The 14,487-nt window shown below is 71.9% G+C and carries 12 protein-coding genes; 5 read left to right on the forward strand and 7 right to left on the reverse strand.

Translation table 11 applies throughout. From position 1 onward, the window contains the following. Positions 1–3: 3 nt before the first annotated feature. Positions 4–1,515: an NsdA family TPR-like regulatory protein gene (locus tag TBIS_RS12620; RefSeq protein ID WP_482255527.1), complete on the reverse strand. Its 1,512-nt coding sequence runs from the start codon at positions 1,513–1,515 to the stop codon at positions 4–6. A 440-nt stretch (positions 1,516–1,955) separates the two neighbouring features. Here TBIS_RS12620 and TBIS_RS12625 point away from each other — a divergent pair, with 440 nt between their 5' ends. The 3 genes from TBIS_RS12625 to TBIS_RS12635 all read left to right on the forward strand — a co-directional run bounded on the left by TBIS_RS12625 (position 1,956) and on the right by TBIS_RS12635 (position 4,546). Then, positions 1,956–2,216 (forward strand): hypothetical protein, encoded by a 261-nt coding sequence (locus TBIS_RS12625; protein ID WP_013132783.1) that lies wholly within the window; start codon positions 1,956–1,958, stop codon positions 2,214–2,216. A 433-nt stretch (positions 2,217–2,649) separates the two neighbouring features. Then, a complete protein-coding gene (locus TBIS_RS12630; protein ID WP_148231523.1) occupies positions 2,650–3,663 on the forward strand; it encodes a mechanosensitive ion channel family protein in 1,014 nt (337 codons plus the stop codon). A gap of 493 nt (positions 3,664–4,156) precedes the next feature. Then, positions 4,157–4,546, forward strand: coding sequence for a globin (locus TBIS_RS12635; protein ID WP_013132785.1), 390 nt, complete (start codon positions 4,157–4,159; stop codon positions 4,544–4,546). A 408-nt stretch (positions 4,547–4,954) separates the two neighbouring features. On the opposite strand, the gene TBIS_RS12640 is transcribed toward TBIS_RS12635, so the two are convergent. The 5 genes from TBIS_RS12640 to TBIS_RS12660 all read right to left on the reverse strand — a co-directional run bounded on the left by TBIS_RS12640 (position 4,955) and on the right by TBIS_RS12660 (position 11,362). After that, complete coding sequence (locus TBIS_RS12640) at positions 4,955–5,392, reverse strand: acyl-CoA thioesterase (RefSeq protein WP_013132786.1); 438 nt, start codon at positions 5,390–5,392, stop codon at positions 4,955–4,957. A gap of 71 nt (positions 5,393–5,463) precedes the next feature. Then, a complete protein-coding gene (gene ettA / locus TBIS_RS12645; RefSeq protein WP_013132787.1) occupies positions 5,464–7,128 on the reverse strand; it encodes an energy-dependent translational throttle protein EttA in 1,665 nt (554 codons plus the stop codon). Positions 7,129–7,138: 10 nt separating this feature from the next. Then, the gene (locus TBIS_RS12650) at positions 7,139–8,440 is read right to left on the reverse strand and encodes a GGDEF domain-containing protein (protein WP_148231524.1); all 1,302 of its coding nucleotides are present in this window, start codon (positions 8,438–8,440) and stop codon (positions 7,139–7,141) included. Positions 8,441–9,048: 608 nt separating this feature from the next. Then, complete coding sequence (locus TBIS_RS12655) at positions 9,049–9,690, reverse strand: nucleoside/nucleotide kinase family protein (protein WP_013132789.1); 642 nt, start codon at positions 9,688–9,690, stop codon at positions 9,049–9,051. Between the two features lie 97 nt (positions 9,691–9,787). Then, on the reverse strand, positions 9,788–11,362 hold the full coding sequence (locus TBIS_RS12660; RefSeq protein WP_013132790.1) for a PucR family transcriptional regulator: 1,575 nt from the start codon (positions 11,360–11,362) through the stop codon (positions 9,788–9,790). A 287-nt stretch (positions 11,363–11,649) separates the two neighbouring features. On the opposite strand from TBIS_RS12660, the gene TBIS_RS12665 reads away from it, so the two are divergent. Continuing rightward, positions 11,650–12,099 carry a nucleoside deaminase gene (locus TBIS_RS12665; RefSeq protein ID WP_013132791.1) on the forward strand — a complete coding sequence of 150 codons (450 nt, stop codon included), beginning with the start codon at positions 11,650–11,652 and terminating at the stop codon, positions 12,097–12,099. An 85-nt stretch (positions 12,100–12,184) separates the two neighbouring features. Then, on the forward strand, positions 12,185–13,579 hold the full coding sequence (locus TBIS_RS12670; protein ID WP_273371950.1) for a purine-cytosine permease family protein: 1,395 nt from the start codon (positions 12,185–12,187) through the stop codon (positions 13,577–13,579). A gap of 133 nt (positions 13,580–13,712) precedes the next feature. On the opposite strand, the gene TBIS_RS12675 is transcribed toward TBIS_RS12670, so the two are convergent. Continuing rightward, positions 13,713–14,285, reverse strand: coding sequence for a single-stranded DNA-binding protein (locus TBIS_RS12675; RefSeq protein WP_013132793.1), 573 nt, complete (start codon positions 14,283–14,285; stop codon positions 13,713–13,715). Positions 14,286–14,487: the final 202 nt, after the last annotated feature.

Genomic DNA, 14,487 nt, shown 5'->3' on the forward strand with positions numbered 1-14,487 from the left:
GGATCACGTCGGCCTCACGGCGAGCCCCGTCTCCGTGGTGTCGATCGCCCGCTCGGCGAGCAGCTCGCGGAAGCTCTTGAGCTTGGGGAGTTCGCCGTACTTCGTCTGGATCTTCTTGATCAGGTCATAGGCCGGGCGGAGCAGCAGCTCGGTCCGGAACTCCTTCTCGATCTGCTCGATCGCGTCGATGCCCAGGTCCAGGGCACCTTCCACGTCGCCCTCCAGCAGCCGGCACAGGGCCTTGTCGAAGCGGATCAGCGTCTGATCGAGCAGGTCCTCCTTCTGGTACTTGTGCAGCGCCTGCTCCAGGATGACCTCCGCCTCCACGGTCTGGCCCAGCCGGACTAACACGTCACCCTGGTAGAAGTAGAGCTGCCGCTCGGTGTAGCCGAAGGCGGGATTCTCCCGCTCGCTCGCGCTCATCTGCGCGAACGCGGCCCGCGCCCGGTCCAGGGCCCGCCTCGCCTGCTCGGCCGCCTCCTTGTTCGAGCCGGAGTTCGCGGAGAGCATGGCGAGCGCGCGCGCCTCGACCACGGGGGCCATCGCCCGGGCGGCGCAGGGCGTCTGCCCGGCGAGGTCCCGGCTCTTCCGGGCCAGCATGAGCGCCTCGCGCGGATCCCCGTAGTACAGGGGAACCAGCGCCTCGCGCGCGGTCACCCAGGCGCGCAGCGCGCGGTCACCCGTCTCGTCGGCCGCGCTGCGCGCGGTGCGGAAGAAGGCGCGCGCCTGGCGATGGTCGCCGAGGTCGATCATGATCATCCCGCACAGGCCGGCGAGCTGCGCGGCCATCCGGCACAACCGCTCCTGCACGTCGAGCGGCTGCCGCTGCTCGATGGCCCGCCGTACGGCGGAGAACTCGAGCAGCACGTCGCACAGCAGCCGGAGCGGCGGCGTGTTCATGTACTGCCTGCCGAACCCGCCCGTGGCCTGCTCCCATTGATCGAGCATCGCAGGGGACACGGTGGCCTTGGCCATGGCGTCGTCCATCTGCCGCCGGAGGTTCTCCACCGCGCGGAGCACCTGGCTGTCCAGGGCCGCCGCTCCCGTGGTGCCGGCGAGGAGCTTAAGCAGCGTCCTCCGTAGCACGTTCTCGTCCTCCTCGCCCCCGTCCGCACCGGCGTCGCCGCCCTCCGGCGAGGCCGGTAGGTCACGCGGCCCAGGGAATATGTCAGGCCTTCGCTCTGGCTGATCCCCCCCACCTGCCGCTCCGGTGATCGTGTGGGCTTTCCCGCAGATGCACGGCCCCTCGATTCCCAGGGACAGCGGTTCGACCCGGTAGACCAGGCACAGGTAGTGGAGGTATTCGGGACCGGGGCGCTTCATGCCCGACTCGTAGGCGGACAGAAGCGTCTCCCCTATACCGGGCGGGGGTTTTCCGTCTCGCTCGAAAAGAGCACGCACCTGTTCGATGACGTCCGCGAGCGCGATGCCGTGGGCCAGCCGGTGGGCCTTGATGCGCGTCGTGCCGAATTTCGGCTGGCAGGTTTCGTAGATCTCGTCGGCGATCTGCGCCATGCTCCGGCCGAGCGCCAGGCCGCGCGCCCGGATCCGGCGCGCGATCTCCGTCTCCTTACGCTGTTTCCCGGACGTCCCGGCCCCCCTGGTACGGCCGGCCGCGCTTCGCAGCCCAGGGCTCACCACGGGTCGTTAACCCCCTTCACCGAGAGTGACCCGAGCATCGCACTCTGCTCACACATAATGCTGGACCAAAATTGGCTTAGCCAAGTACCTACGCGGGATTGCGCCGACTAAGGATCGTCCCCCGGCAGATGTTTTTCTTTCAACTACCTTGCACGATCCTGCACCCACCGCCGACGACGGCTCATTGACCGGGCCAGCGCGTTGCGTAGTGTTTGGCCACGGCACGAGGTTGCACCCCGAAAACGACCTGGACAACCTCTCGTCGCCGAAGTGAGCGGCCCCTGAACACACAGGTAAGGAGGAGGTGCGCGGCGGTGGAGGACGATGATCTTGGCCGGCTGGAGCGACTGGCCGCCGAGCTCGAGTCCCGAGGCCTGATCGCCCGGGTGGTGCGCCGCCCGTCGGGCAGCCCGTACGTGCGCGTCATCAACCCGAACGCGACCAGCCTCACGGAGAACGTGGTCTGCCGCGCCGCTGACTACTGGTGGTCCTGGGGCGAACCGATGCACCGAGCCGACGACCCGGCGGGAGCGGCTACGAAGGTCGCCCGTGTGCTCGCCGCGGTCGGCGAATGACCGGCGCGCGGGGTGATCCGTCACCCCGCGGTGCGCCGGCACCACCGCGGTCCGCCGGTGCCGGCCATGCCCTTGGTGCGGAGCGTTCCGGCGCGGAACGTTGAGGGCATGGCCGGTCTCGCGGCACCCCACCCGGCCACGCCACCGGCGCGTCCGGGTGACGCCCGGCCCGGCTCTCGCCGCAAGGCCGGTGCCGGGCGGACGGGGCGATCCCCCTCGGAGAACGGCGGGGGCGTTTCCGGGTGCGTGCCCCGCCCTGCCCTCCGTCCTGGAGCACCCGCCCGGGCGACGCCCGGGCCGCGGGCTCCCATCCCGGCGGCGCCGACGGAGGGACGGTCCGGTTGGCGACATGAGCTAGGTTTAGCTTGATCACGCTGCATTCGTTGCCCACCGAACCGATCCGAGGGGGATCCGCCTCGTGTGCCCGCTTACGTTGGCTCTAGCGGCGACACCCAGCCCGAGCCCGAGCACGACCGACATCCTCCCCGACGCGGAGACCGCGGCGAGAACGTTCCAGGCGGCCTGTGAGAACAACGAAGGGCTGTTCTGCACGGTCCTCAACGCGCTGCTGCCGGGCCGGCAGTTCCCGAGCTGGATCACCCTCGTGGCGGGGATCGTCGACGGGCTGCTCATGCTCGTCCTGATCTTCGCCATCGCGCTCGTGATCCGGAACCTCGTCCACCGGCTGATCACCAAGCTCACCCTGCGGGCCGGAGAGGGCGTGCTGCCGGAGCGCCTGCGCAACCTCACCCCGCTCGGCGGCGAGGCGAGCGTGGCCATCCTGACCGAACGCCGCCGGGCCCGGGCGGAGACCATCGGCTCCGTCCTGCGGAGCCTCGCGTCCGTGCTGATCCTCGGCACCGCCACCCTGATGGCGCTCGCCCGGCTCGGCGTGGAGCTCGCCCCGCTGCTCACCAGCGTCGGCATCATCGGCGTCGCGGTCGGCTTCGGCGCCCAGGAGCTCGTCAAGGACTTCATCTCCGGCATGTTCATGCTCCTGGAGGACCAGTACGGCGTGGGCGACGTGATCGACACCGGGGTGGCGACCGGCACGGTGGAGGCGGTCACACTCCGCATCACCCGGCTGCGCGACGCGGACGGCAAGGTGTGGTACGTGCGGAACGGCACGATCACCCGGATCGGCAACGAGTCGCAGGGATGGTCGCGGGCCCTGGTGGACGTGCCCGTTCCCCCGGACACCGACGTGGCGGAGGTCCGCGAGCTGCTCAGGAGCGTGGTCGCCGAGCTCTGGAAGGACCCGGAGTACCGCGACAAGCTGATCGTGGAGGAGCCCGAGGTGTACGGCCTCGAGCAGATCTCCGGCTCGTCGGTGATCTTCCGGATCAGCGTCAAGGCGGCGCCCACGCACAAGCTGGAGGTCGCCCGCGAGGTGCGGATGCGGGTGAAGCGGGCGTTCGACGAGAAGGGGCTCGCCTTCGCCGGGTGAGCACCGGTACGGCGTCGCCGTACCGGTTCCGCGGTGACGGATCCCACCGGCGATGGGCGGCATGAGGCAGGTCATCCGTCCGCGGCTGGGCCCCGGACGAGGGCGCAGAACCGCTCGCGATCGGAACCGGGATCCCCGGCCTACCGGCGTGTCGGAGTGCGGGCAGGCCACCCCACCGGGCGGGTGAGCACCGGTACGGCATCGCCGAACCATAGGCGGCGACAACGCGCAGGCCTGCCGGCGACGACCGTCGAGGGACGCCCGGCGGGGTGAGGGCCGGTATGCACCGGCACGGCGGTCGGCGAGCGCGGCGAGCGCCCGTTGCGTGGCCGCCGGGGACGCCGTGCGCACCAGGTGAGCCGGCGGCCCGACCCCACCACTCTCCGGATGAGCCACCGGGCAGCCCACACCGCTCCCCCCGTCGAGCCATCGGGCGGCCCGGCCGTACTGCTCGCCGGGTGAGCCATCGGGCGGGCTGGCCTACGCTGAAACGGTGACCACCGAGCAGACCGTGTCCTTCTACGAGCAGATCGGCGGTGAGGAGACCTTCCGCCGGCTCGTCCGGAGGTTCTACGAGGGCGTGGCCGGCGATCCGGTCCTGCGCCCCCTCTACCCCCAGGACGAGGAGGAGTTCGCCAGGGCCGAGGAGCGGCTGCGGCTCTTCCTCATGCAGTACTGGGGCGGGCCGCGGACGTACAGCGAGCAGCGCGGTCACCCGCGGCTGCGGATGCGGCACGCCCCCTTCGTCATCGGCGAGCGGGAGCGCGACGCCTGGCTCAAGCACATGGGCGACGCGCTGCGCGAGCTGAACCTGCCCCCCGAGCAGGAGAAGACGTTCTGGGACTACCTCGTCTACGCCGCCCACAGCCTGGTGAACGCCTGACCCACCCGGGCACCGCCCGCCCGGGTGGGCCCGCCTAGGCGCGCCCACATCCCCGGGGCGGTGCCCGCGCGCCGCACGGCCGGGGAGGCGGACGGCCGCGTGGCCGATCCCGCGGTCGCGGCCGGGGTCCCGCCTGCGTCGAGGCCGAGCCCGGTCACGCCGCGGCACGGGCCGGAGCGCCGGCGGGCCGGTCCTCGGGAGACCGGGGACCGGCGGCCCACGCCGGCCGGCCCGGCATCGCTCAGCGATCGTGACGTGGAGCGGTGCGCACCGCGGCGAGCGACCGGCTCCGCATCCCGGTAGCCCGCGGGTCGGCGCCGACGAGGGTCCCAGAAGGACGCCCCATGCCGGACCATCGCCCGGACCGGCCCCGAGCCGGCGGCCGTCCGGCCCGGCGAGCCGGTCGGCTCACTCTCCGTGGTAGAAGCGGCGGAGGTAGGCGAGCTCGTCCTCCTCGAACCTGCGCGGCCGGGCCTGGGCCGCGTCATAGGCGACCACGACGGTGCGCGCCTCCGCGTAGAGCGTGGCGTCGTCCCGGATCTCGTAGGACAGGGTGAAGCGGGCCGGCTTGATCTCGGTGATCCACATCTCCACCCGTACCGGATCGGGCCGGAAGTTCAGCGGCCGCCGGTAGTCGATCTCATGCCGTGCGATCACGATCCCGCGGAGCGGGCTGATGCCCTCCCGCATGGGATCGAGGATGAACATGGCCACCCGGGCGTCTTCGAGGTAGTCGAAGAACCGGACGTTGTTGACGTGGCCGTAGCTGTCGATGTCGGCGAACCGGACCTGGCGTTCGTAGACGTACAGCTTCGCGGTGGTGGCAGGGGAAAGCACTTCGGACACGGCGGAAAACTATCCACTCGCGCCCCCCGGGCTCACCGCGGGGGGCGCGGTGCACGACGACCTGACTCCGCTCAGTCGCGGGTCAGCTTGCGGTAGGTGACCCGGTGCGGGCGGGCAGCCTCCGGCCCCAGCCGCTCGATCTTGTTCTTCTCGTAGTCGGCGAAGTTGCCCTCGAACCAGAACCAGTTCGCGCCGCCCTCCCAGGCGAGGATGTGGGTGGCGACCCGGTCGAGGAACCACCGGTCGTGCGAGGTGATCACCGCACACCCGGGGAACTCCAGCAGCGCGTTCTCCAGGCTGGAGAGCGTCTCGGTGTCGAGGTCGTTGGTGGGCTCGTCGAGCAGGAGCACGTTGCCGCCCTGCTTCAGCGTGAGGGCGAGGTTGAGCCGGTTGCGCTCACCGCCCGAGAGCACCCCCGCCGGCTTCTGCTGGTCGGGGCCCTTGAACCCGAACGCCGCGACGTACGCCCGGGACGGCATCTCCACCTGGCCGACCTTGATGTAGTCGAGCCCGTCGGAGACGACCTCCCAGACGGTCTTCTGCGGGTCGATGCCGGCCCGGTTCTGGTCGACGTAGGAGATCTGGACGGTCTCGCCGATGGTGATCGTGCCGCTGTCCGGCTTCTCGGCACCGACGATCATGCGGAACAGGGTGGTCTTGCCCACGCCGTTCGGGCCGATCACGCCGACGATGCCGTTGCGCGGCAGGTCGAAGGAGAGGTTGTCGATGAGCAGGCGGTCGCCGTAACCCTTGGTGAGGTTCTCGGCGCGGATCACCGTCGTGCCCAGCCGCGGGCCCGGCGGGATCTGGATCTCGTCGAAGTCGAGCTTGCGGTACTTGGCGGCCTCCGCGGCCATCTCCTCATACCGCTTGAGCCGGGCGCGGCTCTTCGCCTGGCGGGCCTTGGGGTTGGAGCGCACCCAGGCGAGCTCTTCCTCGAGGCGCTTCTTCCGCTTGGCGTCCTTCTGCCCCTCGATCTTGAGCCGGGCGGCCTTCGTCTCGAGGTAGGTGGAGTAGTTCCCCTCGTAGGGGTAGGCGCGGCCGCGGTCGAGCTCGAGGATCCAGTTCGCGACGTTGTCGAGGAAGTACCGGTCGTGGGTGACGGCGAGCACGGTGCCGGGGTACTTCTCCAGGTGCTGCTCCAGCCACTGGACGCTCTCGGCGTCCAGGTGGTTGGTGGGCTCGTCGAGGAGCAGCAGGTCGGGCTGCCGGAGCAGCAGCTTGCACAGGGCAACGCGCCGGCGCTCACCACCGGAGAGCTTGGTGACGTCGGCGTCGGGCGGCGGGCACCGGAGCGCGTCCATGGCCTGTTCGAGCTGGCTGTCCAGGTCCCACGCGTTGCGCCGGTCGAGCTCGTCCTGGAGCCGGCCCATCTCCTCGAGCAGTTCGTCGCTGTAGTCGGTGGCGAGCCGCTCGGCGATCTCGTTGAACCGGTCCAGCATCGCCTTGGTCTCGGCGACGCCTTCCTCTACGTTGCCGAGCACAGTCTTGGACGGGTCGAGCTTCGGCTCCTGCTCGAGGATGCCCACGGTGAAGCCGGGCATCAGCCGGGCCTCGCCGTTGGACGGCTGCTCGAGCCCCGCCATGATCCTGAGCAGCGTCGACTTGCCCGTGCCGTTCGGGCCCAGGACGCCGATCTTGGCCCCGGGCAGGAACGACAGCGTGACGTCGTCGAGGACAACCTTGTCGCCATGCGCTTTGCGCACGCGCTGCATCGTGTAGATGTACTCCGGCATGCCTCCAAGCCTATGGGATGACGCCGGCCGCACCGCCCGTCCCATCCTGAGGCGGTATGACAGGGGTGGCGGGCAGGCAGATGCGGTCCCGGCCCAGCTCCTTGGCGCGGTACAGGGCGAGGTCCGCGGCGGCGAGCAGGTCGAGCAGGTCGTCGCCGTGCAGGTTGAGGACGGCGATACCGGCGGAGACCGTCACGGTGACCGTCGCCTGCTCGGCGGTGACGACCATCCTGCCGATCTGCGTGCGCAGCCGTTCGGCGACCCGCCGCGCCTCGTCCAGGTCGGCGCCGGGCAGCAGCACGACGAACTCCTCACCGCCGAACCTGCCCACCACGTCGTACTCGCGGACCTGGCTGCGGAGCACCTGGGCCATCTGGATCAGGACCTGGTCGCCGACGAGGTGCCCATAGGTGTCGTTGACCTTCTTGAAGTGATCGATGTCGACCAGGATGACCGCGAGGGTCTGGCCGGCCCGCTGCGCCCGGACGATCTCGGTGTCGGCCTCGCGCTGCCAGGCGGACGCGTTGAGCAGGCCGGTCTTCGGGTCGGTCCGCGCGGCGGCCTGGAGCTGGGCGTGGAGCAGGGTGCGCTGGAGGAGCACGATGGGAGGCAGCAGGAGCGGCAGCAGCCCGAGCCCGATCCCGCAGACCACCGCGACGACGACGCCGAGGCAGAGCTCGACCACGTCGAGCAGGAGCCGTTCCCGGTCCCACAGCACCTCGGCCCACCGGCCCTCGGGGTCGGCCGCGTGCGCGGCGACCGCGACGAGCGCGGTGTTCAGCACGGTGAAGAGGCCGGCGCACGCCACCGCCACGGCGATCGCCCGCGCCTCGCCCCCGATCAGCTCGGACGGCTCGGCCCATCGGTGGAAGAGCACCGACGCGGTGCCCGCGGAGAGGCTGATCGCGGCCGCGCTGAACACACGGCGGTACAGGACGGTGGCCCTGACCCGGAGCTGGAGCAGGACCTGCAGCGGGATGGGCGCCGCCAGCGCGTAGAGCGGCGGCAGGAGGAACGCCGCGGGCAGCCACCAGGCGGAGAGGAAGTCCCGGGTCACCCCGGCCGGCATGCCGAGGCGGCGGGTGGCCTCGATGCAGACGGTGCCCCCGGCAATGAGCGCGGTGAAGGTGAGGACGTCGGCGAGCCGGATCGGGGTCGATGTCGCGGCGGCGGCGATCGCGGCGACGTCGACCACGACGACCGCGCACAGGTAGGAGACGAGACCACGGGACTGGGCCAGAAGCGGCCAGCGGGTCCGTCCCCCTATCGCCCGCCGTGGCGCTCTTGCGGTGGTGTTGCCGGAAGCCGTCATGCGCGCCCCCCACGACTCCCATGAACGTATCTTACGATACGTAACACGATAGTTGCGGAGTGTGCTTTTGGGCAGGGAGACGATACCCGGTATGACCGCCGTCACATCCTGAGGAAGGTACGGAGACGCCCCACGGCCGCCGGAGCGGGCCATGCCAGACCTGCTCCGCGCGTCCCGGACGGCCAGCGTCCTCACCCCAGGGTCTCGGGTCAGTGATCGCCGTAGCGGATGGCCGTCGCCCTCCTACGCCGAGGCGGCCCGCGAGATGCGTCCTTCTCGCGCCGCGGATGGAGGCCATCCTCACCGGCCCCAGGGTGTCCGGCGGGATGTGTTCGATGGCCGGCGTCGTCCCCTACCGCCGGGCGACCCGCGATATGCACGCTACGCGGGCCCGGATGGCCGACGGCCGAGCCGGTCCCAAGGTGCCCGGCGGGATGTGTTCGATGGCCGGTTACCCCTGCCATCGGGACGGTCTGCGAGCCGCCCGGATCCGCCCTCTCACCGGCGGCGATGCGGACCGCACCGCGCTTTGCTCTCTCTCGGGGTACGGCGCGGGCGGACCGGTGACCGCGCGCCAACCGGAGGGCGCCTCCCCCAGCGTGGGCGGGTCAGTCCCAGGGCAGCCGGACCAGCAGGTCGGCCTGGTCGCGGGTCCCGGCGATGAGCTCGGCGTTGCGCTGGTCGCTGCCGAGCGCCCACGCCCGGGCCTCCTCGGGTGACTTTCCGCACGCCTCGTGCCGGGCGATGAGGCGGGCGATGCGGGTGTCCTCGTCCGGGTCGCAGTACCAGACCTCGTCGAGCAGGCCGCGCACCGCGGCCCAGTGCCCGATCCGCAGCAGCAGGTAGTTGCCCTCGGTCACCACCAGGGGCGTCTCGGGCGGGACCGGGATGGCGCCCGCGATCGACTCCTCGATCTCCCGGAGGAACAGCGGGGCGTACACGGTGGTCCGCTCCTCGCGCAGGCGGCGGAGCAGGGCCACGTATCCGGCGGCGTCGAAGGTGTCGTGGGCGCCCTTGCGGTCGCGCCGGCCGAGCCGGAGCAGCTCGGCGTTGGCCAGGTGGAAGCCGTCCATCGGCACCAGGCAGGCGTCGCCGTTCAGCGCGATCACGATCCGCTCGGCGAGGGTGGACTTGCCGGCCCCCGGCGGGCCGGTGATGCCGAGGATCGTCCGGGTGCCCCGCCGGGCCAGCTCCCGCGCCCGCGCGAGCAGGGCGTCGAAGCTCGACTCCACCCGAGGCGTCACGCGCACCTGTCGTCTCCTTCCTCCGGTGACCATGATGGGCGAGCCGCCGCGCCGAACGCGCCGGGGGATCGGCGGCCGGGCGGCGGGTGGAGGCCTGTCGCGCTCACCGCGACGAGGCCCGGTTGGTCGGGTCGAGCCCGGTGCGGAGCCGCCAGGCGAGCAGCGCCAGGCTGAGCGCGGTGCGCCGCTCGTGGTCGGCCAGCGGGAGGACGCCCACCACGGCCTCGATGCGGGCCAGCCGGTTGTACAGGGTCTGGCGGCGGATGCCGAGCGCGGCCGCCGCCCCGGTCTTCGACAGCCCGTGGGCGAGGTAGGCGTCGAGGGTGCGCACCAGGTCGGTGCCGTGGGCCGCGTCGTAGTCGAGCAGCGGGCCGAGCTGCTCGCGGAGGAACCAGCCCAGCTCGACGTCCCGGTCTAGGCGCACCAGCAGGCGGTGCACGCCGACGTCGCGGCTGAGGAGCACCCGGTTCCGGGCCCCCAGTCGCCGGGCGATCCCCACCGCCTCCCGGGCCTCGGTGAGGGACCTGCCGAGCGCGGTCACCTCCCCGGGCGCCCCGGCCGCCACGGCCAGCAGGACGTGGCCGCGCCCCAGCTCGCCGGCGATGGTCCCCAGCCGGGCGCGCAGTTCCTCTTCCCCGTCGGGCGCGGCCGCGACCGCGAGCACGTCGTGGTCGACCTCGGCGACCAGGCACGGGCCGAAGGCGGCCCGGATCGCGGCCGCCGCCTCGGCGCGGATCGCGTGGGCCGACGCCCGCCGCTCCACCGCGACCGCGAGGCCGAACACCGGCCTGCCCGGGGTGAGGGAGAGCCCGGCCAGCTCCCCGCGGCCGGTGAGCTCGTCCGCCGGGATGGCGCGGCCGGAGAGCAGGTCCTGGATGAGCGCCTGGGCCATCCGGTCGCGGTCCGCCAGGTCTCCGGTGCGCAGCAGCTCCAGGGCGACGGCGGTGGCGGCCCGCTCCAGCACGGCCGCGCGCCGGGCGGTACGGCGGCCCGCGAGCAGCAGGGTGCCCCAGAGCTGGCCGTGCACCGACACCGGGTGGGCGAGCCAGCCGCGGCCTTCGGGGTCGAGCCGACCGGATGCGGCCACGGGGCCGTCGGGGGTGGCCGAGGCCACCAGGCGGCCGTCCGTGGCGACCAGGTGGGCGGGGCAGCCGGCGAGTGCGGCCACGGCGGCGAGCAGTTCGGGCAGGCCGCGCCGGTCCAGCACCGCACCGAGCAGCTCCTGCCAGATCAGCTCCCCGCGCCGCAGCGAGGCGACCCGGCGCCGGAGCAGCAGCTCGTGGAAGGCCTCGACCAGGGTGACGAAGGGCACGACCCGGTGGAGGGCGATGAGCGGCAGGTCTCTGCGGCGGGCCGCCTCGAGCACCGGAGCGGGTATCTCCCCGAAGGTGCGGCCCAGCTCCAGGGCGAGCGCGCTCAGTCCCGCGTCGGCGAGCGCGTCCACGTAGGCGGCCTGGGCGCGCCGGCTGTGCCCGTGCAGCCCGAGGCCGGTGGTGAGCAGCAGCTCGCCGCCTTGCAGCAGCGAGCCCATCTCGTAGACCTCGGAGGAGTGCACCCAGCGGATCACGCAGCTCGCGGGGTCGCCGTGCACCACCTCGGGCGCCGCCGCGGCGAACTCGGGCAACGCGAGCACCTCGGCGAGGGTGGGAAGGGTCCGGCGGGTCGCGTGCCCCGTCATCTTCCGGCTCACGGGTTGGTCGCCCCTGCGGCGCGCGGCCGCCTCCGGTCCGGCCGGCGGGCGCCCGGTGGGCGGGGCGGCCTCTTCCGCGCGGGAGGGGGCCGGCGATCCGGACGGATGGCGTGCTGGCACACGTTCAGTGTCAAGTCGCCTGGACGTTCTGTCCATCGAAAGGCTTCATGGCTTGACGGAATGCCCCTTGTCGGGTTCCGCCCGCGCCACGGACCATCGGGCGACATCCAGGGCCACTTCGCTGACGGTTTGGACTCGACGAGGAGGACGTACCTGTGAGCGACGACCGGTACATGCGTCTGGCGATCGAGCAGGCCCGCATCGGCCTGTCCGAGGGCGGGATCCCGATCGGCGCGGCGCTGGTGGCGGATGGCGAGGTGCTCGGCGTCGGGCGCAACCGGCGGGTGCAGGAGGGCAGCGCGATCCGGCACGGGGAGACCGACTGCCTGGAGAACGCGGGACGTCTGCCCGCCCGGGTGTACCGCAAGTCGACGCTCTATACGACGTTGTCGCCGTGCCATCTCTGCGCGGGCGCGGTCCTGCTGTACGGGATCCCCCGCGTGGTGATCGGCGAGAACCGTACGTTCACCGCCTCGGAGGGCCTGCTCCGCCAGCACGGTGTGGAGCTCGTCGTGCTGGACCTCGACGAGTGCGTCCAGATGATGCGCGAGTTCATCGCCGCCAATCCCGCGCTCTGGAACGAGGACATCGGCGTGGAGGACTGACCCCCACCCCCCACGAGGAGGGCCCGTGAGCCACGTGCTGACCACGCCCCCGGATGCCGCCCACGGCGCGCACGCCTTGGATCCGGTGGCGGACTCCCAACGAGTGTCTACCGCGATGCACCAGTTCTGGATCTGGGCTGGTGCGAACATCGCGCCGATCAACTGGGTACTCGGCGCGCTCGGCATCGTGCTGGGCTTGAGCCTCGCCGACACCGTGCTGGTGCTGGTGATCGGCAACGTCATCGGCATGTCCGTGTTCGGCTTCTTCGTGCTGATGGGCCAGCGCACCGGGGTGAGCCAGATGGTGCTGGCGCGCAGCGCGTTCGGCCGGCGCGGCGCGTACCTGCCGGCGATCATCCAGGGCGTCATCTCTGCCGGCTGGTGCGCGATCAACACGTGGATCATCCTCGACCTGGTGCTCGCGCTGTTCCAGCAGATCGGCATCCGGGGCGGCGTCGAGCTGAAGATCGTCATCGTCCTGGTGGTCATGGCCGCGCAGGTGCTGATCGCCGCCTCCGGTTTCCGGGCGATCGCGGTGTTCGAGAAGTACACCGTGCCGGCGACGATCCTCGTGCTGATCGCGATGACCGTGGTCGCCTGGACCCGGCTGGGCGTGGACTGGGGGTACGCCGGGGACGGGCTGACCGGGAGCGCGCGGATCAGCGCGATGAGCACGGTGATGACCGCCATCGGGATCGGCTGGGGGATCACCTGGCTGGCGTACGCCTCGGACTACTCCCGGTTCGTGCCCCGGGACATGCCCAAGCTCAAGCTGTACGCCGCCAGCACGCTCGGCCAGTTCGTCCCGGTGATCTGGCTGGGCGTCCTGGGCGCCACGGTCGCCACGATCAGCCGGCAGGCCGACCCCGGTCAGCTCATCGTGAACGCCTTCGGCGCGCTGGCGATCCCGGTGCTGCTCCTGGTCATCCACGGCCCGATCGCCACCAACATCCTCAACATCTACAGCTGCTCGTTGTGCGCGCTGACGATCGACTGGAAGCTGTCGCGGAAGACCGTCGCCTACGGCGTGGGGGTCTTCGCCACGGCCTTCACGATCGTGCTGGTGTTCCAGGACAACTTCGCCCACGCGCTCGACGCCTGGCTGGCCGGCCTGATCATGTGGGTGTCGCCGTGGGCGACGGTGATGGCGGTCCACTACTACGGGTTCCGGCGTCAGCGGATCGACGTGGACGCCCTCTACGACCCGCCGGGGAGGTCGCGGCTGGGCGACGTCCGCTGGGGCGCGCTCGTCTCCTTCCTCTGCGGTCTCGCCGCATCCTGGTGCTTCGCGTACGGGATCCCGGAGCTGCTGCAGGGGCCGGGCGCGAGGATGCTCGGCAACATCGACCTGTCCTGGCTGGCGGGCTCGCTGGTCGCGGGCACGTTGTACGCCGTGCTCGGCCGGGTCTGGGACGGCGGGCACCGGACACCGGCGGAGACGGGCACGAGGCCGGCGGAGGCCCGGCAGGAGAGCCGGTAGGAGACGGCGCGTAACAGACCGGTGCGACACCCCGCACCCGGGGCCCGGCGCGGCGGCCGCCGCGCCGGGCCCTCGCCATGACCGCCCGCCACCCGCAGCGGTGCTCGCCACGGCGGAACGTGCGGCGCTCCGCTCACGCGGCCATCGGCTCCGCATCCTCCGCTCCCCCGATGTCCGCCTCGCCGGCCGCGCCGGCTGCCGGTCCGGCGGAACGCCCTGGATCCGGGCCGTCCTCGGCTCCGGTCCCCGGCGCCCGGGAGCCGCGGCCGTCGATCAGCTCCCACTCCCGCGTGGCGTCCTCCATGGCCCGCCGTTCCTCGTCGTTCGGCTCGGCAGGGGCCAGGGCGCGGGCCGGTTTCTCGAACGTGGCGATGCCCCACTTCAGGTCGTGGCCGACGGAACTCGCCTCCACCTCGGCCCAGAACCGGGGTTCGCCGTCGCGCTCGAACTGTTTGATCCGCAGCTTGCCGTACACGAGGACGGGCTGCCCCTTCCGGATGGACTGGTGGACGTGGTCGGCGAGCCCGCGGTAGCAGCGGACCGTGTAGAACGTCGTGTCCTTGGTCTGCCAGGTGTTGGTCTGCGGGTCGAGCACCCGCCGGTTGACGGCCACCCGGATCGAGGTGACCCGCGATCCGTCGCTGAACCGGTACTGCCGCGGCTCGTCCGTGACGTTGCCGCTCAGGGTGACGTAGACGTCGCTCATGAACATGCGCCTCCCGCGGGCCCGGACCCCCGCCGGGCCCTGGAGACACACTGGCGCGCCGCGCCCTCCGGCACGACGCCGGAACCGCGTTCTGTGGATATCCGTGGGCGCTCACCGCACGGAATGGACATCCGCGTGCCGCTGTGGCCGGCCGGCCGCGGCGCGGCCGAACGGGCCAGGCGGCACGGACGGGTGCCAGCGC

It is taken from the genome of Thermobispora bispora DSM 43833 (genome assembly GCF_000092645.1).
Lineage (GTDB): Bacteria > Actinomycetota > Actinomycetes > Streptosporangiales > Streptosporangiaceae > Thermobispora > Thermobispora bispora.